Raw genomic sequence first — 20448 nt, forward strand, 5'->3', positions numbered from 1 at the left:
ATTATTAAAATGGTAAACTACCGCCAAAGAACTTACCTAATCCCTTTCTTTTATTTTTATTATTCATAAGACCGCCAAATTGCTTCATCATTTTTCTCATTTCATCAAATTGTTTTATTAATTTATGAACTTCAGAAATAGGTCTACCACTACCTTTGGCTATACGATTTCTCCTAGGAACATTTATTATATCTGGATTTTGTCTTTCTTCTACAGTCATTGATTGAATTATTGCTTCTATATATGTAAATTGTTTTTCATCAATTTTAGACATATCCAAGCCTTTTAATTTACCCATACCAGGAAGCATTCCCAGTATATCTTTTATAGAACCTAATTTTTTTATTTGATTTAATTGAGCTAAAAAATCTTCAAATGTGAATGTTTGATTTAACATTTTTTCTTGCATTTTTTTAGCTTCATTTTCATCAATACTGCTCTGGGCCTTTTCTATCAAAGTTAAGACATCACCCATACCCAAAATTCTTGATGCCATTCTTTCTGGATGAAAATCTTCTAAATCATTCATCTTTTCACCCATACCAACTAATTTTATAGGTTTATTAATAATTGATTTTATTGATAAAGCAGCACCACCACGAGTATCACCATCAAGTTTTGTTAAAACTATGCCACTTATTTCAAGTTCTTCATTAAAAGATTTAGCAATATTAACAGATTCTTGACCTATCATAGAATCGACTACTAATAATATTTCATCAGGATTAACATCTTCTTTTATTTCCCTTAATTCATTCATTAAAAGTTCATCAATATGCAATCTTCCCGCAGTATCTATAATAATATAGTTCAAATTATTATCTTCTGCATATTTCAGTCCTTCTTTAACTATTTCCAAAGGAGGCTTATCAACATAAAATACAGGAATATCAACTTGTTTACCTAATGTCTGTAATTGTTTTACGGCCGCTGGTCTATAAATATCTGCTGCAATTAATAGGGGTCTTTTTTTGTTATTTTTTTTCACTTTTAAGGCTAGCTTCCCAGCAGTAGTAGTTTTACCAGCACCCTGAAGACCTACCATCATTACAGTATTTATTTTTTTATTTTTTAATACTTCTTCTGTTTGTCCCCCAAGTAACTCTACTAACTCTTCATTTACAATTTTTACAATTTGCTGGGCAGGAGTAAGCGACTTCATTACTTCTACTCCAACAGCACGTTCGCTAATTTTTTTTACAAATTCTTTTACAACCTTAAAATTAACATCTGCTTCCAACAGTGCTAACCTTATTTCTCGCATCATTTCTTTAACATCAGATTCGCTTACTTTTCCCTTACCTCTTATTTTTGATATGGTAGCTTGTAATCTTTCTGACAAATTTTCAAATGCCATAATAAACCTCCTAACTCTCTAGTTTTATTAACTGATCTAGTAGATATGAAATATCCTCGTTGCCATTAATTTTTTTTATTTCCTTATAAAAAAATAATCTTTCATTACTAAGTTTTATTAAAGATAATTTTTCTTCAAAATTCTCTAAATCTAATATTATTCTTTTTATATTATTTGAAACAGCTTGTTTTGACACATTAAAATTTTCTGATATTTCGGTTAATGACAAATCATCAAAATAATAATTTTTTATATATTCTTTTTGTTTGTCATTTAATAATTCTGAATAAAAATCATACAGCTGAGAAACTCTTAATATTTTATCTATTTCCAAAATTTTCTCCTTTAATAATATTATCGTTTAATTTTATCACATTAAAAATAATTAGTAAATTTCTTTGTATTAATAAAAAATATTTAGTACAGATTTTATCCACACTAAATATTTTTATCATTTATTTTATTATTCCACTAAATTTTAAATAGGTTTCATAATCCATCTCTTTATTTACTACTCCACCATCTGGTAAAATTTCTATAACACGATTAGCGATCGTTTGAATAAATTCGTAATCATGAGATGTGAAAAATACCGAACCTTTGAAAGCAATAATTCCTTCATTGACAGCAGTAATAGATTCTAAATCAAGATGATTTGTTGGTTCGTCTAATAATATGACATTAGCCTTGGATAACATCATCTTAGACAGCATGCAACGCATTTTTTCTCCCCCAGAAAGAACATGGGCTCTTTTAAGTGCCTCTTCTCCAGAAAATAACATACGCCCTAAAAATGAACGAAGATATGATTCTGCTTCTTCCTCTGGTGAAGCGTATTGACGTAACCATTCAACTAAAGAAAGTTTAAGTCCTTCAAAGTAAAAAGTATTGTCTTTTGGCATATAAGACCTAGAAGTTGTAATTCCCCATTTTATATTTCCTTCATCAGCTTCTATCTCTTCTGCTAAAATTTTTAATAATGTAGTTTTGGCAACTTCATCACCTAATAGTATAACCTTGTCATTAGGATTTACAGTAAAACTAACATTTTTTAAAACTTCTTTCCCGTCTACAGTTTTTGAAAGATTATCAACTATAAGTAAATCATTTCCAATTTCTCTATCAGGGGTAAATCTAACATAAGGGTAGCGACGACTTGATGGTTTTATATCATCGAGTGTAATTTTATCCAACATTTTTTTTCTACTCGTTGCTTGTTTTGATTTAGAAGCATTAGCAGAAAAACGTGCAATAAATTCTTGTAATTCTTTGATTTTTTCTTCTTTTTTCTTGTTAGAATCTTCTAACATTCTTCTAGCTAGTTGACTTGATTGATACCAGAAATCATAATTTCCAACATATAATTGAATTTTTCCAAAATCTAAATCACAAATATGTGTACATATATTATTTAAAAAATGGCGGTCGTGGCTGACTACAATAACTGTATTTTCAAAATTTATTAAAAATTCTTCTAGCCACTGAATTGCACTTATATCAAGCCCGTTTGTAGGCTCGTCTAATAATAATACATCTGGATTTCCGAATAAGGCCTTAGCCAGCAATATTTTTACTTTCTGAGAGTTATCCAATTCACTCATTAAAGAATAATGAACAGTGCTAGAAATACCTAAACCTTCTAATAACTGAGCTGCATCACTTTCTGCATTCCAACCGTCCATTTCAGCAAACTCAGCTTCTAATTCTGCAGCAATAATACCGTCCTCTTCTGTAAAAGGGTCTTTCATATAAATTTCATTTTTTCTGTTCATAACGCCCCAAAGTTTTTCGTAACCCATCATGACTACATCGATTACTTTTTCTTCTTCATAATCAAAATGATTTTGACGCAAAACAGCTAATCTTTCTCCCTTACCAAGAGATACATGCCCTTGTTGAGAACCAATTTCTCCAGATAAGAGTTTTAAAAACGTAGTTTTACCTGCTCCATTAGCTCCAATAAGACCATAGCAATTACCATTTGTAAATTTTATATTCACATCCTCAAATAATTTCCTATCAGCAAAGCGAAGTCCTAAATTTGTAACTTGTAACATCATTTATCTCCTTTATTAAAACTAGCTATTAAATTTTCAATGTGTAAAGCATATTCACTACTTGTATCATAGGTAAAGATTAATTCTGGAAATTTTCTTATTTTAATTTTTTTTGCTACTTCTGATTTTACAAATCCCTTTATTTTACTCAGTGATTCTTTAACTTTTTGTTTTTCCTTATCATCACCAAATACTGTGTAATAAACTTTAGCTTGAGAGTAATCTCCTGTAAGCCTTACTTCAACTATTGTTACAAAACCTAAGTCATGATTTTTTACTTTGCTTGTAAGAACCTGTGTAATTTCTTTTTTTATTTGTTCACCTAGTCTATTAACTCTTAATTCTGACATACTAACCCTTTCTATCTTTTAACCTCTTCCATAACGAATACTTCAAATACATCACCCTCACGAATATCACTATAATTTTCTACCGTCATACCACATTCGTAACCTGCTTGAACCTCTTTAACGTCATCTTTAAAGCGACGTAATGTATCAATTTTACCTTCATATATTACTACACTATCACGAATAACACGAACCTTACCATCACGAGAAACTTTACCTTCTGTAACATAAGCTCCTGCGATTGTCCCAACTTTTGATACCCTTATTACTTGACGAACTTCTGCAAGACCGATAACTTTTTCTACAAATTCTGGGTCTAAAAGTCCTGTCATAGATGATTCGATTTCTTCAATAACTTTGTATATAATTGAGTGCAAACGAATATCAACCTCTGCATTTTGTGCCATTGCTTTTGCATTGTTATCAGGTCTAACATTAAATCCAATAACCACTGCATTAGAAGCAATAGCTAGAGTAATATCAGATTCATTTATCGCACCTACTCCTGTATGAATTATACGAATGTTAACTCCCTCCACATCAATTTTAGCAAGAGACATTGCTAGAGCCTCAACAGAACCTTGCACATCAGCTTTTATAATTATATTAAGGTCTTTCATCTCACCCTGTTTCATTTGTTCAAATAAGTTATCTAATGAAACTGCACTAGAATTTTGTCTTTGACTTTCTATATATTGCTGTTGACGAATTTCCCCTATTTGTCTAGCAGTTTTTTCATCACCAAAAACTACAAATCTATCACCAGCATTGGGAACTTCCTGTAGACCTGTAATTTCTACTGGTGTTGACGGTTTAGCACTTTGTATAGCTTTTGCCCTGTCATTAATCATTGCTCGTATCCTACCGTAGGTATTACCAACTACTATTGGGTCTCCAACATTAAGTGTTCCATTTTGCACAAGTAGGGTAGCAACAGCTCCTCTTCCCTTATCCAATTTTGCTTCAATAACAGTTCCAAGCCCAAGTCTATTTGGATTTGCCTTGATTTCTTGCATATCTGATACTAACAATACCATTTCTAACAAGTCATCAATCCCTTGCCCCTGTAAAGCTGATATTGGAACAAATATTGTATCACCACCCCAATCTTCTGGTGTTAAACCATATTCAGCTAATTCACCCATTACTTTATCTGGATTAGCTTGTGGCTTATCCATTTTATTCACAGCTACAATAATAGGTACTTCTGCCGCTTTAGCATGGTTAATTGCTTCTATTGTTTGTGGCATTACTCCGTCATCAGCAGCAACTACTAAAATTGTAATATCAGTTACTTTAGCTCCTCTTGCTCGCATTGTAGTAAAAGCTGCATGCCCAGGAGTATCTAAAAAAGTAATTTTTCTATCATTAACACGAACTTGATAGGCACCTATATGCTGAGTAATTCCTCCAGCTTCTCCAGCAGTTACCCTTGTATTTCTAATTGTATCAAGTAAAGTAGTTTTACCGTGGTCTACATGCCCCATAATTGTAACAATTGGAGGTCTTACCATGTTGTTTTTTTCGTCTTCTTCTACCTCAAAATAAACATCAAGGTCTTCCTTATTAATTTCAACTTCTTGTTGAATTTCCTTACCATAATCTATAGCAATTAATTCTATTTGCTCTAAAGTCAACGACTGATTAATATTAGCCATTATTTTTAATTCTATAAATAATTTTTTTATCAATTCTGTTGACGTGATTGATAAAGCAGAGGCTAGTTCGCCAACAGTCATCCCTTCTTTTACAAGAATAGTATCATCTGAAATATTATTCTCACTAGGAACCTCTATCATAGCTGGTTGTTGCTTATTACTTTTTTTATTTTTTTCTTTTTTTATCTTTTTCTTTTTATTTTTTTTATTATTTTTAAATAATTCCTTATCTACATTATTTTCTAAGATTTCAGAATTTCTTTTTTTATTTTTTTCTTCTTTTACTCTTTCTGTTTTGTCGTTTTTTTGATTTTTAACTTCTTCCTTTTTATTAAAAAGCTTTTCTAAAATTAAAAATCCTTCTTCTGTCAACATTGACATGTGATTACCAACTGCTATATTGGCATCTTTCAATGCTTTTATTATTTCTTTTGAAGATTTATCTACTTTTTTGGCATATTCATGTATTCTAATTTTTTCCATTATCGATACATCCTCCTTCTTCTCTTATTAACTCTTTTAATCTATTACTAAAACCCAAATCTGTAATACCAACTGCTACACGATTTTCTTTTCCTATCGCACGACTTAATTCCTCTATTGAAAATACAATGCAAGTATCAACTCTGTAATACTTTGTTTTATCCACTAGTTTTTTACAGGTATTTTTCCCACAGTCATTTGCTATTAATAATAATTTTATCTCACTATTTTTGATATTTTTTAATATTAAATCTTCTCCTGTTACTACTTTCCCAGCCTTACTCATTAGACCCATTAAATTTAATGCTTTTCTCATTATTTTTGAGGAATCAACTTTCTATAAATTAGTCGTATTACTTCAGCATATATTGGCTGCATTTCTTCCTGACTTGCTTCGAAAAATTTTTCTAATTTATTTTTTTTCTGTGCAGCTTCTACAACTTCTATATCAGCAACAACATAAGCTCCTCTTCCTGATTTTTTACCTGTATTGTCAACAGAGATTTCACCATCTTTATTTTTTACTATTCTAATAAGTTCTTTTTTAGGCAACATCTCATTAGTCAATATACATTTTCTTTGCGGAATTTTCTTTTTTTTCACAAGCAGGTCTCCTTAATCATTTTTCCTATTTATATCAATTTTCCAACCTGTTAATTTAGCGGCTAATCTAACATTTTGACCTTTTTTCCCAATCGCAAGTGATAATTGGTCTTCTGCTACTTCAACAGTTGCAATTTTATCTTCTTCATTAATACTTATATTAACAACTTTTGCTGGTGATAGAGAATTTATTATAAAATTCTTTATCTCTTTATCCCAAGGAACAATATCTATTTTTTCACCATTAATTTCTTTTAAAACGTTAGAAACTCTGACACCAGAAGAACCAACACAAGCACCAACAGGGTCAATATTTTTATCTTCAGAATAAACAGCTATCTTTGTTCTTTCCCCTGCTTCTCTTGAAACACTTTTTATTTCAACAAGACCGTCATAAATTTCAGGAACTTCTTGCTCGAATAAACGTTTTATAAAATCTGGATGAGCCCTTGAGGCTAAAACATAAGGTTTGCTTCCTTTTGTTGGATTTTCTACTTTGGATATATATACTTTTATAGGGCTTTGTGGTATATAAATTTCTCCTGGAACCCTTTCATTTTCTCCTAGAATAGCTTCAATTTTACCCAATTTAACATAAACATAGCGAGAATCTACCCTATCAACATAACCTGAGCGAATTTCACCTTCATATTCTATATATTCTTTAAACAATACTTCTTTTTCCGCATCACGCAATCTTTGCATTAAGGCCTGTTTTGCAGCTTGAGCACCAACTCTTCCAAAATCTTTAGGACAATCTGTTTCTTCGTATATATCTCCCACTTCATAAGCTGGATTAATTTTAAGGGCATCTTCTAGTGAAAATTCTATTCTATCGTCATATACTTCTTCTACGACATCTTTTCTTATAATAAATTTGTAATCACCAGTTGTTCTATTAAAGTCAACACGAACATTTTTAGAAGCATTAAAATTTTTTTTGTAGGCAGACAATAACGCCATTTCCACTGCTTCAATTAAAACATCTTTTGAGATACCTTTTTCTATTTCTATTAAATCTATTGCTTTAAGCAATGCCTTGCTCATCTTATTATTCTCCTTAATTATTCTATACTTATAATTTAACAGCCAACCTAATTTTAGCTATTTTTGCATAATCTATTTCTAATTTTTTAACTCTTGTTTTATCTTTGTATTCTATCAAAATATTTTCTTTATCTACAGCTAACAAATCTCCAAAAAATTCTTTTTGATTATTAATTTTTTCATAAGTTTTTAGACATACATATTTGCCAATAGATGAACTTATTTCTTCTAAGTTTCTTAATTCTCTTTCTATACCTGGAGAACTTACTTCTAAATAATATTTATCAGAAATAAAATCTTCCTTATCAAATTCCTCAGATAATAAATCACTTAATTTTACACAATCGTCAAGATTTAAGCCACCATCTTTATCAAAATATATTCTTAAAAAATATTCTGAACCCTCCTTAATATACTCAACATCATATAAATTATACTCTGTATCTCTTACTTTATTTAAGGCTATTTCCTTAGCCCTATCAACAATATTCATAATACACCTCTTTCTTATTCAACAAAAAGAGTGGAGAACTCAAATTCACCACTCTTTTTAGGTTAAATTTATTTATTTGTAAACATTCTATCACATAAAATATAGATTGTCAAATTATTTATATAACTCTTTTTTTAATATATTTACTATATTACTTATCTCTTGATTAATATTTTCATTATAAACTTCTTTTGATATCATACCATCATTATGAGCTTCGTTATAGCCCATAATTATAGAAATAGAATTTTTTATTCTATGCAATAAAATTTTTTGTTTTTCTTCTCTTTTATCTAATGAATTACTCTTTTTTAAAATAATATATAAATTAAAAATTAATAGTAGAGAAATGATTATATAAAATAAAAAATAATAGGCTACCTTAAAATATATAGCTAATAAACACAAAATAATTAAAGTATTTATTAAAATTAAACTATGTATATTTTTCATGATATAACTTATATACCTCTCTTTTATTCACACCGTATTTTTTTGATACAATCTTTAATGCTTCTGAAACTTTTATCCCCGATTCTACTAATTTTTCAATTTCAAACAATAAATTTTCAATTTCAACTTTTTCTTCATTTTTTTTATTCGGAGAAATTATTAATACAAACTCTCCTTTTTCTTTTATAGTATTAGAATTTAAAAAGTTTAAAATATTAATTGCCTTATCCGTTACTACTTGCTCATATATTTTTGTTAATTCTCGAGCTACCGAAATTATTCTATCTTCTTCAAAATCGACAATATGCTCTACCAAATTTTTTATTCTATGAGGTGATTCATAAATAATAGCTGTATATCCTTCATTCAAGATACTAGTTAATTTTTTCTTTAAATCTCCACTTTTTCTTGGGAGAAATCCATGAAAAACATAATTATAAGACTCTATCCCGCTAGCAATCAAGGCTGTAAGTCCAGCATTAGCCCCAGGAATTGCAACAACATCTACAAGATTTTCTTTACATTTTTTTATTAATATATAACCAGGGTCAGATACACAAGGCATACCTGCATCAGACACAAGAGATATGCTAGCACCATCCTTTAATAATCCTAATATCCTATCACTTGCAACTTCTTCATTATGCTCATGATAAGAAATTAATTTTTTATTTTTTATATTAAAATGATTTAATAATTTTTTTGTATTACGAGTATCTTCACATGCTATAATATCAGATTCTTCTAAAACCTTTAAAGCCCTTATACTTATATCGTCTAAATTTCCTATGGGAGTTGAAACTAAGTATAACATATACCTACCTACTTTCTTCATTTATGCCATTAATTATTTCTTGCTTTTCTAGGGTCATATTCTTACTTATATACAGACTTTTTTCTTTTTTACTAAGTTTTTTTAAAGCCATTTCCTTTTTTAAGGCCTCACTCTTATTATCAAACTCTTCAAAATATTTTAAAATTACTGGTCTTCTACCCTTGGTATATTTTGCCCCCTTTTTTAAATTGTGCTTTTTAATTCTTTCCTTTATATCCTTTGTATAGCCTATATAAAATGTATTATCTCTACATAATAAAATATATGAAAACTCTGATTTTTTATTCAATATAATACACCTTCTTCATTTCATCTGTATAAGTATTATCTTCATTATAAATATACATAGGCTGTTCTACTTTTATATCACTAACTTTTGACAAAGTCCCCTCTACTAAAACAATTTTTGAATTTTCACTAGTTTTTTTACTATACACAAACCTAATTCTTTTTATCCCCAAATTATAACTATGGCACTTATTTATAATATCCGCTATTCTGTAACTTCTGTGTACCATAAAAAATTTACCATTTTGCTTTAATGTATACTTTATAGCCTTTAGCACATCATCTAAATTACATAAAATTTCATGACGAGAAATACTATGATTTGTTTTATTTTTTATATTTGGCATATTTTCTACTGGAAAATAGGGAGGATTGCAAATAACATTATCAAAACTTGAACCCTTGAATAGCTTAGCTATGTTTTTAATATCCCCCCTAAGTACATTAATATTCTTTAAATTATTAATCCTAATATTTTTTTTAGCTAGTTTAACCAAATTTTCTTGTATTTCTAACATAGAAATATTGGCAGAACTCTTTTCTCTAAGTAAAATGGAAATAGCCCCACTACCACTACATAACTCCAAAATATTTTTATAAGGATTACTTCTAACATTAGCAAAATCAGCAAGTAAGAAGCTATCCGTTGACATTGAATAGTAGTCTTCTAACTGTATTATTTTAAAATTTTTAGAAAGTTTATCTACTCTTTCTTTTGTATTATTCATATTATTTTAAACTGCCCACATCTATATTTTCTTTTATCAAATCAAATAAAAAAGATTCTAAAACTAAGCTAGCATTGACATTAAGGCTAATATCACTCTTAGATTTTATGATAATTTCATAAAGTCTAAATAAATTAATATTTTCTTTAATATTATTCCTTATTTTTTCAATAGTTATATCTAAAAATAAATTTACATCTTCTTTACTTAAAATATTATCTAATAAATTAATTATAGCTAAATTCTTATTCTTAGAAAAATCTTTGTAGAATAAATTACTTAAATTTAATATTTTTTCATAATTATCTTCAAAACTTATTTTTTGTTCTTCTTTATTTCCCAGATTAATAACTTGACATCTGGATACTATTGTTTTTAAGCTAGCAGCCAAATTCAGGCTACTTAATATTGCGATTATATCATCTTCTGGTTCTTCTAAAAATTTTAAAAGTGAGTTTGCCGCCTGAGGTGTCAGTCTATCGACATCTTTTATCCAATATATTTTTTTACCAAAAGTTGATTTGATGCTTAATTTATTTTTCAAAAAATTAATTTCTTCTTTTTTTATCGAATTGTCAGATTCTATAATTAAAAAATCAATATAATTATTATTGTCTATCTGTTTACATACTTTACATTCATCACAATAATAAAAATTATTATTAAAATTATTTCTACAAAAAATAGACTTTACAAACCTTAAAATAGTATAAGAAATTACTTCTTCATTATTGCTAAAAAATAAATATGCATGAGATAATTTATCTGATTTTAAAATATTTTCAAAATACTTATCTATTGAATATTCCATCTATTTAATAATTCCTTAACCTTATTTATAACTTCAAATTTAACTTCTTCTATACTCTTATTAGCATTTACTCTTATAATTCTCTTTTCTTGCTGCAAAGCTAGCTTATCATAGCCTTTTTTCACATTAATATAAAAATCCTTTTTTTCATTATCTAAATTATTATTATCACTACGATTTGAAGCCCTAGATAAAGCCTCCTCTACATCAACATCAAAATAAAATGTTGCGTCTGGAGATAGGTTATCAATAGCAAAATTATTTATCACAAGAATATCCTCCTTACTCAGTCCTCTGCCGTAGGCTTGATAGGCTATTGAACTGTCTAAAAATCTATCGCACAATATTATTTTTCCTGCAGTAAGTTCAGGCAATAATTTATCCTTGATATGTTGTCTTCTGCTTGCTGCAAACAAAAGGGCTTCTGTTTTTGCATCAATATCTTCAAATAAGATTATACTTCTAATCTTTTCACTAATTTTAGTACCCCCAGGTTCTCTTGTAACAACAACCTCATAACCTTGTTTAAGTAAATATTCTCCTATAAATTTTATAATTGTAGTTTTTCCAGAACCATCAATTCCTTCAAAAGTTATAAATTTCCCTAACATAATATCTCCATTTATCTAAAAATTATACTCCACTATAAAATTAGTGGAGTATTCTTTATTTTCCAAATACTTTTAAGTAATCTTGTTTAAACAATTCTATTCCCTTATCAGTTAAAGGATGTTGTATTAACTGCCTAATAACTTTATATGGTATTGTAGCTATATCGCAACCTAATTTCGCACACTCCAAAACATGTATTGGATTTCTAACACTGGCTGCTATGATTTCACTCTCAATATTATTAACCTTAAATATTTCTACTATATCTGCTATTAAATTTAATCCGTCTTGACTAATATCATCTAATCTTCCTAAAAAAGGAGAAACATAAGTCGCTCCAGCTCTTGCAGCTAACAAGGCTTGTGTTGGTGTAAAGATAAGTGTAAGATTTGTTTTTATCCCTTCCTTAGACAAAATACTAGTCGCTTTTAAACCCTCCTCTGTCATAGGTATTTTAACTATCATATTAGGATGAATTTTCGCTATTTCCCTTGCTTCTTCCATAATATCTTCAGCTAGTTCTGTAGTAGCCTTAACTTCTCCACTTATTGGACCATCAACAATACTCGTTATTTCTTTAATAACATCTTCAAAATTTCTTCCTTCTTTAGCTATAAGAGATGGATTAGTTGTAACCCCACAAATTATTCCTAAATCATTTGCTATTCTAATTTCATCAACATTTGCTGTATCTATAAAAAATCTCATTACTTCACTCCATCATATTAATTTTACTTATAAAATAATATTATCACATGCTAAAAAAAAAATCAATCACAGCCTAATATCAACATAATAAAATTGTTTTTTTTTTATAATTATGTTAAAATTTATTAGTAAATTAGGAGGAAATCAAAAATTGGTAAAAAAATATATAAATCAAATTCCATATCTACTATTTATATTTATAGTTTTTGTAACCACTCCATCTTTTTATTATTTTTTTAATAACAAGGCCCAGTATTTAATAAATACGGTAATATTTATACTACCTATTATCATATTTCTGTTATCCTATTTCTACTCTTATAAAAATAATGATTTCAGTTTTTTATTTGCTATATTTATCCCCATATTTCATTTAATATTTTGTATAATCATTTTAAATTTTACTTTATATACTTATGTAATACTTTATATATTTTCTTGTTTCTGCGGTCAAGGAAGCGGAAAATGTATGTTGAAAATAATTAAATATATAAAAAATAAATAATTAAATTAAAAAAGATAAGATATTATCCAATATCTTATCTTTTTTGTAACTCTATCTCATTGTAACAAATTCTTCTGCCCCAGTAGGATGAATAGCCACCGTATTATCAAAATCTTTTTTTCTTGCCCCCATTTTTATTGCTACAGCAAAACCTTGAATCATTTCATCAACACCATATCCTATACCGTGTAAGCCTACAATTACTTCATCTTCTCCTAAGCAAACTAATTTCATTACACAAGCTTGTCTATGACTTGTAATAGCTGAATACATGGGAGTAAAAGAAGATTTATATACTTTAATCTTATCTTTACCATATTTTTCTATGGCTTTTTCTTCTGTAAGACCTACTGTACCTATTGCTGGGTGAGCAAATACCACTGTCGGAATATTTTCATAATCTAAATATTCTTCAGGCTTATTATTAAATAATCTTTCAGATAATCTTCTACCAGCCGCTACAGCTACTGGCGTAAGTTCTACACGACCCGTTACATCCCCCACTGCATATATTCCCTCAACATTTGTATTTTGGAACTTATCTACCCAAATATATCCAGCTTCATTTACTTTAACACCCGTTACTTCTAAATTCATATTTTCTGTTACTGCTTTTCTACCTATTGCCCAAATCAACAAATCAAATGTTTCCTTATTGCCATTTTCTAATTCTAAAGTTACTGAAGAATCATCATTTTTTATAACTTTTTTTGGCACAGCAAAAGTATGTAATTTTAAGCCTTCTTTTTCCATAATATCTTTTAAAGTTTCAACTATTAGTCCATCAAAACTTCTTAAAGGAGCGTGTTTACGAACAAAAAGATGAGTTTTGGCGCCTAAAGAATTAAATACTCCAGCTAATTCTACAGCAATATAACCAGCTCCGACTATACCTATACGTTTGGGAATAGATTTCAAACTGAAAACTTCATTTGAAGTTACTCCATATTCAGCCCCCTCAATTTTTGGAATGCTAGGTTTACCCCCAGTTGCAATTAAAATGTGTGCTGCCCTATATAATTGTCCATTAACTTCTACTGTTTTAGAATCTACAAACTTTGCAAAACCTTTTATAACATCTACCCTGTTATTTGACAAACCCTTATTATAAGAAGTGTGTATTCTACCTATATAAGCTGTTCTATTTTCAACTAATTTAGCAAAATCAAAATTTTCTAATTTCAAATCAAAACCATAATCTGCTGAATAATTATTAATAGTATCAGCTACCTGTGCAGCATACCACATAACTTTTTTGGGTACACAACCTACATTAACACAAGTTCCCCCTATATCCTTACCCTCTATCAAAAGACATTTTTTACCATAAGAAGCCGCCCTATTTATAGAAGCAATACCTCCACTTCCTCCACCGATTGAAATATAATCATACTCTTTTATCATAATTCACCTCTAACAAAATTTATTTAATTTATTTTTATAGCCTTTAAAATATCCTTTAAGGGCTTATTTTCTAAACTATCCTTATTCATATATTTTTTTATATCTTTAAAACTAGCCTTCTCTTTTTTATTATTTTTAATTTCTCTATCAACTTCTTTTTGTTTTATTGAAAAACCACATGAACACCTATAAGTCCCATTATCTCCATTACCAAATAATACCATTTTTTTATGACAATTTTTGCAACGTAAATTAGTAATTTTTGAAATAATTTTTATATTTTTACAACTTACATTGGAACACTTGAGTATTTTAGTGCCTTTTCTGTCTATTTCTAACATAAATTTACCACATTTGTCGCATTTTTTCCCAACCATATTATCATGTTTAAATTTATCTTCGCTACTTTTAATTTCAGAAATAATTTCATGAGTATATTTTTTCACACCCGATAAAAATTTTTCTTTGGATAATTTATTTTTAGATATATTGTCCAAATCTTTTTCCCAAGTTGCAGTCAAAGACGGACTTTTTAGTTTTTCCGGCACTAAATTAAGCAACTGTTTTGCCTTATTTGTTGTTTTGATTTGCTCCCTATCAGAAAAAAGATAATCGTTAGTAAATAACTTTTCTAAAATATCCGCCCTAGTCGCCACTGTTCCTATACCGTTTGTTTCTCTTAATATTTTCTTTTCACTCTCACTATCAACATAGTCAAAAGGATTTTCCATTGCATATATCAAACTTCCTTCTGTAAAATAAGAAGGAGGTGAAGTTTCTTTTTTCACATATACAAGAGAATCGATATTTAATTTTTTTATTTCTTTAATACTATCATCACTTTCTTTTTCAAAAATTTTATATCCCAGCTGCAATGTTTTCTTAGCAGTATTTGAAAAAATTTTATTTTTTATTTTAAATTCCCTGTGTATTTCTTCATACCTACAATCTTCTAATAAATTTTCAAGAAAACGCCTAGTTATTAGGTCATAAATCTTAATTTCCATATCAGACATAATATTATAATTAGGTCTTTCTTCCGTTGGAATAATAGCGTGATGTTCAGTAACCTTTTTATCATTAATCATTCTTCCAGCATTTATATTTCCACTTAAAATATTTTTAACTATACTTGAATAAGTCCCATAAGAAACTGCGTGAAGCCTATCTTTAATTGTTCCTTTCATATCGCTGGTTAAGTATCTAGAGTCAGTTCTAGGATAAGTCAAAATTTTATATTTTTCATAGAGAGTCTGGATAATATTAAGCGTTTCTTTCGGAGAAATTTTATACAAATTTGACGCCGTGTATTGAATATCGGTCAAATTGTAAAGTGGTTTGGGTGATGATTTTTTATTTTTACATTTACTAGTAATATTTTCTATTCTAAAATTTTTATAATTATTCACAAAATTACTAGCATCATCTAAATTATTATCAGAATTACCAGTAATAAATTTTACTCCGTCCACCACTGCTTCATATACATAATAATCTCTTGATTTAAAATTTTTTATTTTTTCTTCACGTTCAGCCACCATTTGCAAAGTTGGAGTTTGAACTCTCCCACAGTTTAAGGTCGCATTATATTTAAAAGTTAGAGCCTTAGAGGCATTAATCCCCACCAACCAATCTGCACTAGCTCTTGCAAGCCCAGAGTTATAAAGCCCCATATACTCTTTTCCATCCCTTAGATTTTTAAAGCCCTCTTTTATTGATTTGTCAGTAATTGACGAAATCCATAATCTTTTTATCGGTTTATTAGACCTAGCCTTTTCTATTATATGTCTAGCCAATACTTCCCCTTCACGCCCTGCATCTGTTGCAATTATTACTTCTTTTATATCTTTTCTATTAATCGCTTTTTCTATCACTTTATACTGCTTAAATGTTTTACCTATAATTTCAGTCTTCATTATCTTGGGTATCACGGGTAAACTATCCAAATTTATTTCTTTAAATTCCCTGTATTTATCCGGAGTTTGTAGGGCTACCAAATGCCCTAAAGCCCAAGTAACAACATATCTATCCCCCTCCAAACACCCATTAATATTCCTACTAGCCGATAAATTTTTTGCTATATCTCTTGCTACCGAAGGTTTTTCACATAATACTAAACTTTTCATAAACACCTCACAAAATTAATTTATACATATTATATATTTTTATTCCATAAATTTCTAGTATAAAAAAGATGATTAACCTAAGTTAATCATCTTCAATTATTATTTTGCAATCTTTACTGCTCGAACTTCTCGAATTACATTCACTTTTATATTGCCAGGATAGTGCATACTTTCTTCAATTTTATTCCTTACTTCTTTTGCAATCTTATAGGCTTTTGTGTCGTCTACTTCTTCAGGATTAACAATAACTCTTATTTCCCTACCCGCCTTAATAGCATAAGTTTTTTCAACCCCCCTATGCTCATTCGCAATTTCTTCAAGACCCTGAAGTCGTTTTATATATGCCTCTAAGGATTCTCTTCTAGCACCCGGTCTCGAAGCTGATAAAGCATCTGCCGTAGCAACCACCACCGATATCGGATCACTAGCTTCACAATCTCCATGATGAGAAGCTATCGCATTAATTACTATTGGATGCTCCTTATATTTATTAGCCAACATTACCCCAACTTCAACATGAGAACCCTCTACTTCATGGTCAACAGCCTTCCCTATATCATGAAGTAAGCCTGCCCGCCTTGCCATTTGAATATCCAGCCCCAATTCACCAGCTATTATACCTGAAATATAAGCAACCTCAATAGAATGCTGCAAACCATTTTGCCCATAGCTTGTTCTATACTTCATCTTACCTAATATCTTTATTAAATCAGGATGCATATTATGAATACCCAAATCAAATGTAGCCTGTTCTCCAACATCTCTAATATGCTGGTCAATATCTTTTCTAGCCCTATCAACAGCATCTTCTATCTTAGCTGGATGTATCCTCCCATCAGCAATCAACATATTAATAGCCGTTTTAGCAATTTCTCTTCTTATTGGGTCATAACCCGACAACAATACTGCTTCTGGAGTATCATCTATTATCAAATCAACACCAGTTAAAGTTTCTAAGGCTCTTATATTCCGCCCCTCTCTCCCAATAATTCTCCCTTTCATATCGTCAGAAGGCAAATCAACAACAGATACCGTATTTTCAGCTACAACTTCTGATGCAAATTTTTGCATAGATTGTATTATCAATTCTTTTGCACGCCTATCAGCAACATCCTTAGCTTCAGCTTCCCTATTTCTTATATAAACAGCTGTTTCCTTAGACATTTCTTCTTCTAATGATGAAATTATTTCTTCTCGAGCTTGTTCTTCAGTCAAGTTTGCAATTCTTTGCAACTCTTTTTCTTGTTGAACTTTCAACTCATTCAATTCTGCATTCTTATCTTCAACAATTTGAAGTTTCTCTTCTAATTTCAATTCCCTAGAACTAATTAATTCATCCTTTTTATTAACTAATTCTGTCTGTCTATCCAAAGAGGCTTCTTTTTGAATAAGTCTTTCTTCTTGTTTTTCTATATCTTGCTTTTTAAATTCTATTTCCTTATTAGCAATATTAACAATTTCTTTAGCCTCATTTTTAGCTATTAATAATTCCTTTTCAGAAATAAATTTAGCCTCTTTTTTAGCTTCATTAACTATATATTCAGCATCTCGCTTAGATAAAACTAATTTTTTTTGAATAGTATTTTTAGCAACAAAATATCCAGATATAATTCCAACAAGTAAAGTTGCAATTATGCTTCCATAAAACATTTGCAACCTCTCTTTAAATTTATTTATTGATTTGTAATTCATCGTGAATAATTATCACATACTAAATTCTACAATATTATCTAATAAAAGTCAATATAAGCAAATATTTTATTAATAAAATATAATAAAAGACTTGAATTATATATTTTCTTGTGTTAAAATTATCCAGTATTTAAAAAATACATAATGTTTGAGTGGGAGAACAATAAGAGTTCAAAGACCACATCACGAAAAATAATAGGAGGTTTATCGTGGCTAAAAAAATTATTAAATTAGTTAAGTTACAAGTTCCAGCAGGTAAAGCTAACCCTGCTCCCCCAGTAGGACCTGCATTAGGCCAAGCTGGAGTTAATATCATGGGATTCTGTAAAGAGTTTAACGCTCGTACACAAGACCAGGCAGGATTAGTTATTCCCGTAGTAATTTCTGTATATGAAGACCGCTCATTTACTTTTATTACTAAAACACCACCTGCTCCAGTATTACTGAAAAAAGCAGCTAAAATTGAAAAAGGTTCTTCAGTACCAAACAAAGACAAAGTTGCTACAGTAACTAAAGAGCAAGTTGAAGAAATAGCTAAACTGAAAATGGAAGACTTAAACGCTGCATCAGTTGAAGCAGCTGTTCGTATGATTGAAGGTACTGCACGTAGTATGGGTATCTTAGTAGCTGAATAGGAGGATAATAAAATGGCAAAAAAAGGTAAAAAATATCTTGAAGCGGCTAAACTGATAGATTCTTCTAAACTATATTCAGTACTAGAAGCAATCGAATTAGCTAAAAAAACTAGTCTTGTTAATTTTGACGCAACTGTCGAAGTAGCATTCCGTCTTGGAGTAGATACTCGTAAAAATGACCAACAAGTACGTGGAGCTGTAGTTTTACCAAAAGGAACTGGTAAAACTGCTAAAGTTTTAGTATTTGCTAAGGGTGATAAGGCTGCAGAAGCAGAAGCAGCCGGAGCTGATTATGTAGGACAAGGTGAATATATTACTAAAATCCAACAAGGTTGGTTTGATTTTGATGTAATTGTTGCTACTCCTGACATGATGGGCCAAGTTGGTAAAATCGGTCGTCTATTAGGACCTAAAGGCTTGATGCCTAACCCTAAAACAGGAACAGTTACTATGGACGTAACAAAAGCAGTAAACGAAATCAAGGCTGGTAAAGTTGAATACCGAGCTGAAAAAGCTGGTGTAGTTCACACACCAATCGGTAAAGTTTCATTCCCTACTGAAGACTTAGTAGAAAACTTTAAAGCTGTTCAAGAGGCTCTAGCAAAAGCTAAACCAGCAGCGGCTAAAGGAACTTATTTCAAATCTGTAGCAGTTACTTCAACTATGGGACCTGCTGCAAAAGTAGATACTGCAGAATTTAAATAAAAAACTAGAGGAAAATTCCTCTAGTTTTTTTATTTTTTATTATTTTTTGAACATTAAAAAATAACTATCAAAAGTTCTATTTTGATATCATTTTAATATTAGCCCTTTTTCCTTTGCTAAATACTTTTCAATAATAAATTCATGTGCTATATTATACTTAGCTCTAGTCGCTAAAATCAAATATTTAGGAAATAAAATGACAACCAAGGAATTAAGAAATAATGAAAAGATATAAAAAGTATAAGCAAGTAGATTTGCCCTGGTTAAGGGAAGTGCCTGAACATTGGGAGATTAAAAAGGTGAAATTTTATTTTGAAATTACACGAGGAAGAGTAATTTCAAAAGATGAATTAGACGAAAACGGTAAGTATCCTGTATTTTCCTCTCAAACTGAAAACAACGGAATTATGGGATATTTAAATACTTATGATTTTGATGAAGTAAATTGTATAACATGGACAACTGATGGAGAAAATGCAGGAACAACTTTTTTAAGAAGTGGTAAATATAATTGCACAAATATATGTGGTATTCTATTTATAAAAAAAGAAAAAATTGAAGAAATAAACTTAGGCTATTGTAATTATATTATTGGTTTAGGAAATAAACATACCCGAAGAAAAGATATTAATGGCTATAAAATAATGAATAATGAAATGAAAAGAAATATTATTCTTATACCTCCATTACAAGAACAAACTCAAATAGCCAACTTTCTTGATTGGAAGATAGGTGAAATAGATAGGTTGATAGAACTTGAGAAAAATAAAATTGAAAAGCTGGATGAGTTGTTGTTTAATAAATTAAATTCAATATATGATAACTTGAAAAATTATAATTTAGTAACATTAAAAAGAATTAGTAATGTGTATTCTGGAAAAGAAGTCGTAGATGAAAT

The 20448-nt window shown here is 29.5% G+C and carries 22 protein-coding genes; 3 read left to right on the forward strand and 19 right to left on the reverse strand.

What is annotated here, in order from left to right; genetic code table 11:
• Positions 1-4 precede the first annotated feature (4 nt).
• The 19 genes from ffh to rny all read right to left on the reverse strand — a co-directional run bounded on the left by ffh (position 5) and on the right by rny (position 18168).
• Positions 5-1357 (reverse strand): signal recognition particle protein, encoded by a 1353-nt coding sequence (gene ffh, locus KMP12_RS02765; RefSeq protein ID WP_215756211.1) that lies wholly within the window; start codon positions 1355-1357, stop codon positions 5-7.
• A 10-nt stretch (positions 1358-1367) separates the two neighbouring features.
• The gene (gene ylxM / locus KMP12_RS02770; RefSeq protein WP_215756212.1) at positions 1368-1691 is read right to left on the reverse strand and encodes a YlxM family DNA-binding protein; all 324 of its coding nucleotides are present in this window, start codon (positions 1689-1691) and stop codon (positions 1368-1370) included.
• A gap of 121 nt (positions 1692-1812) precedes the next feature.
• Positions 1813-3414, reverse strand: a complete 1602-nt coding sequence (locus tag KMP12_RS02775) for an ABC-F family ATP-binding cassette domain-containing protein (RefSeq protein WP_215756213.1) — start codon at positions 3412-3414, stop codon at positions 1813-1815.
• Positions 3414-3764 (reverse strand): 30S ribosome-binding factor RbfA, encoded by a 351-nt coding sequence (rbfA, locus tag KMP12_RS02780; RefSeq protein WP_215756214.1) that lies wholly within the window; start codon positions 3762-3764, stop codon positions 3414-3416. Before rbfA ends, KMP12_RS02775 begins: the two co-directional genes overlap by 1 nt.
• 11 nt (positions 3765-3775) lie before the next feature.
• Positions 3776-5905 (reverse strand): translation initiation factor IF-2, encoded by a 2130-nt coding sequence (gene infB, locus KMP12_RS02785; protein ID WP_215756215.1) that lies wholly within the window; start codon positions 5903-5905, stop codon positions 3776-3778.
• Positions 5892-6221: a L7Ae/L30e/S12e/Gadd45 family ribosomal protein gene (locus KMP12_RS02790; RefSeq protein WP_215756216.1), complete on the reverse strand. Its 330-nt coding sequence runs from the start codon at positions 6219-6221 to the stop codon at positions 5892-5894. The genes infB and KMP12_RS02790 overlap by 14 nt, the downstream gene beginning before the upstream one ends.
• Positions 6221-6508 carry an RNase P modulator RnpM gene (rnpM, locus tag KMP12_RS02795; protein ID WP_215756217.1) on the reverse strand — a complete coding sequence of 96 codons (288 nt, stop codon included), beginning with the start codon at positions 6506-6508 and terminating at the stop codon, positions 6221-6223. The genes KMP12_RS02790 and rnpM overlap by 1 nt, the downstream gene beginning before the upstream one ends.
• A gap of 12 nt (positions 6509-6520) precedes the next feature.
• Positions 6521-7555, reverse strand: coding sequence for a transcription termination factor NusA (gene nusA, locus KMP12_RS02800; protein ID WP_215756218.1), 1035 nt, complete (start codon positions 7553-7555; stop codon positions 6521-6523).
• A gap of 28 nt (positions 7556-7583) precedes the next feature.
• Complete coding sequence (gene rimP, locus KMP12_RS02805) at positions 7584-8048, reverse strand: ribosome maturation factor RimP (protein ID WP_215756219.1); 465 nt, start codon at positions 8046-8048, stop codon at positions 7584-7586.
• A 114-nt stretch (positions 8049-8162) separates the two neighbouring features.
• Positions 8163-8312: a hypothetical protein gene (locus tag KMP12_RS07495; protein WP_252344676.1), complete on the reverse strand. Its 150-nt coding sequence runs from the start codon at positions 8310-8312 to the stop codon at positions 8163-8165.
• A 172-nt stretch (positions 8313-8484) separates the two neighbouring features.
• Positions 8485-9315: a 16S rRNA (cytidine(1402)-2'-O)-methyltransferase gene (gene rsmI, locus KMP12_RS02815; RefSeq protein ID WP_215756221.1), complete on the reverse strand. Its 831-nt coding sequence runs from the start codon at positions 9313-9315 to the stop codon at positions 8485-8487.
• A gap of 4 nt (positions 9316-9319) precedes the next feature.
• Positions 9320-9625 carry a GIY-YIG nuclease family protein gene (locus tag KMP12_RS02820; RefSeq protein ID WP_215756222.1) on the reverse strand — a complete coding sequence of 102 codons (306 nt, stop codon included), beginning with the start codon at positions 9623-9625 and terminating at the stop codon, positions 9320-9322.
• Complete coding sequence (locus tag KMP12_RS02825) at positions 9618-10352, reverse strand: tRNA1(Val) (adenine(37)-N6)-methyltransferase (protein ID WP_215756223.1); 735 nt, start codon at positions 10350-10352, stop codon at positions 9618-9620. Before KMP12_RS02825 ends, KMP12_RS02820 begins: the two co-directional genes overlap by 8 nt.
• A 1-nt stretch (position 10353) precedes the next feature.
• On the reverse strand, positions 10354-11163 hold the full coding sequence (locus KMP12_RS02830; protein WP_215756224.1) for a DNA polymerase III subunit delta': 810 nt from the start codon (positions 11161-11163) through the stop codon (positions 10354-10356).
• Positions 11148-11774, reverse strand: a complete 627-nt coding sequence (tmk, locus tag KMP12_RS02835) for a dTMP kinase (protein WP_215756225.1) — start codon at positions 11772-11774, stop codon at positions 11148-11150. The genes KMP12_RS02830 and tmk overlap by 16 nt, the downstream gene beginning before the upstream one ends.
• A gap of 55 nt (positions 11775-11829) precedes the next feature.
• Positions 11830-12483 (reverse strand): fructose-6-phosphate aldolase, encoded by a 654-nt coding sequence (gene fsa, locus KMP12_RS02840; protein WP_215756226.1) that lies wholly within the window; start codon positions 12481-12483, stop codon positions 11830-11832.
• Between the two features lie 556 nt (positions 12484-13039).
• Positions 13040-14392 (reverse strand): glutathione-disulfide reductase, encoded by a 1353-nt coding sequence (gorA, locus tag KMP12_RS02845; RefSeq protein WP_215756227.1) that lies wholly within the window; start codon positions 14390-14392, stop codon positions 13040-13042.
• Positions 14393-14415: 23 nt separating this feature from the next.
• Positions 14416-16518, reverse strand: a complete 2103-nt coding sequence (locus KMP12_RS02850; RefSeq protein ID WP_215756228.1) for a DNA topoisomerase 3 — start codon at positions 16516-16518, stop codon at positions 14416-14418.
• 99 nt (positions 16519-16617) lie between these two features.
• Positions 16618-18168 (reverse strand): ribonuclease Y, encoded by a 1551-nt coding sequence (rny, locus tag KMP12_RS02855; protein WP_215756239.1) that lies wholly within the window; start codon positions 18166-18168, stop codon positions 16618-16620.
• 251 nt (positions 18169-18419) lie between these two features.
• On the opposite strand from rny, the gene rplK reads away from it, so the two are divergent.
• From rplK to KMP12_RS02870, 3 genes are all read left to right on the forward strand, one after another.
• On the forward strand, positions 18420-18845 hold the full coding sequence (rplK, locus tag KMP12_RS02860) for a 50S ribosomal protein L11 (protein ID WP_215756229.1): 426 nt from the start codon (positions 18420-18422) through the stop codon (positions 18843-18845).
• 12 nt (positions 18846-18857) lie between these two features.
• A complete protein-coding gene (gene rplA, locus KMP12_RS02865) occupies positions 18858-19550 on the forward strand; it encodes a 50S ribosomal protein L1 (protein WP_215756230.1) in 693 nt (230 codons plus the stop codon).
• A gap of 221 nt (positions 19551-19771) precedes the next feature.
• The coding region (locus tag KMP12_RS02870; RefSeq protein ID WP_215756231.1) for a restriction endonuclease subunit S at positions 19772-20448 on the forward strand (677 nt) is incomplete at its 3' end.

The organism is Gemella sp. zg-1178 (genome assembly GCF_018790995.1).
In the GTDB taxonomy this organism is placed as follows: Bacteria; Bacillota; Bacilli; order Staphylococcales; family Gemellaceae; genus Gemelliphila.

Excerpts from the sequence above, each read along its gene's own strand:
- ffh (WP_215756211.1), bottom strand. The coding sequence starts at position 1,357 with ATGGCATTTGAAAATTTGTCAGAAAGATTACAAGCTACCATATCAAAA.
- KMP12_RS02775 (WP_215756213.1), bottom strand. The coding sequence starts at position 3,414 with ATGTTACAAGTTACAAATTTAGGACTTCGCTTTGCTGATAGGAAATTA.
- rbfA (WP_215756214.1), bottom strand. The coding sequence starts at position 3,764 with ATGTCAGAATTAAGAGTTAATAGACTAGGTGAACAAATAAAAAAAGAA.
- infB (WP_215756215.1), bottom strand. The coding sequence starts at position 5,905 with ATGGAAAAAATTAGAATACATGAATATGCCAAAAAAGTAGATAAATCT.
- KMP12_RS02790 (WP_215756216.1), bottom strand. The coding sequence starts at position 6,221 with ATGAGAAAAGCATTAAATTTAATGGGTCTAATGAGTAAGGCTGGGAAA.
- nusA (WP_215756218.1), bottom strand. The coding sequence starts at position 7,555 with ATGAGCAAGGCATTGCTTAAAGCAATAGATTTAATAGAAATAGAAAAA.
- rimP (WP_215756219.1), bottom strand. The coding sequence starts at position 8,048 with ATGAATATTGTTGATAGGGCTAAGGAAATAGCCTTAAATAAAGTAAGA.
- rsmI (WP_215756221.1), bottom strand. The coding sequence starts at position 9,315 with ATGTTATACTTAGTTTCAACTCCCATAGGAAATTTAGACGATATAAGT.
- KMP12_RS02825 (WP_215756223.1), bottom strand. The coding sequence starts at position 10,352 with ATGAATAATACAAAAGAAAGAGTAGATAAACTTTCTAAAAATTTTAAA.
- KMP12_RS02830 (WP_215756224.1), bottom strand. The coding sequence starts at position 11,163 with ATGGAATATTCAATAGATAAGTATTTTGAAAATATTTTAAAATCAGAT.
- tmk (WP_215756225.1), bottom strand. The coding sequence starts at position 11,774 with ATGTTAGGGAAATTTATAACTTTTGAAGGAATTGATGGTTCTGGAAAA.
- fsa (WP_215756226.1), bottom strand. The coding sequence starts at position 12,483 with ATGAGATTTTTTATAGATACAGCAAATGTTGATGAAATTAGAATAGCA.
- gorA (WP_215756227.1), bottom strand. The coding sequence starts at position 14,392 with ATGATAAAAGAGTATGATTATATTTCAATCGGTGGAGGAAGTGGAGGT.
- KMP12_RS02850 (WP_215756228.1), bottom strand. The coding sequence starts at position 16,518 with ATGAAAAGTTTAGTATTATGTGAAAAACCTTCGGTAGCAAGAGATATA.
- rny (WP_215756239.1), bottom strand. The coding sequence starts at position 18,168 with ATGTTTTATGGAAGCATAATTGCAACTTTACTTGTTGGAATTATATCT.
- rplA (WP_215756230.1), top strand. The coding sequence starts at position 18,858 with ATGGCAAAAAAAGGTAAAAAATATCTTGAAGCGGCTAAACTGATAGAT.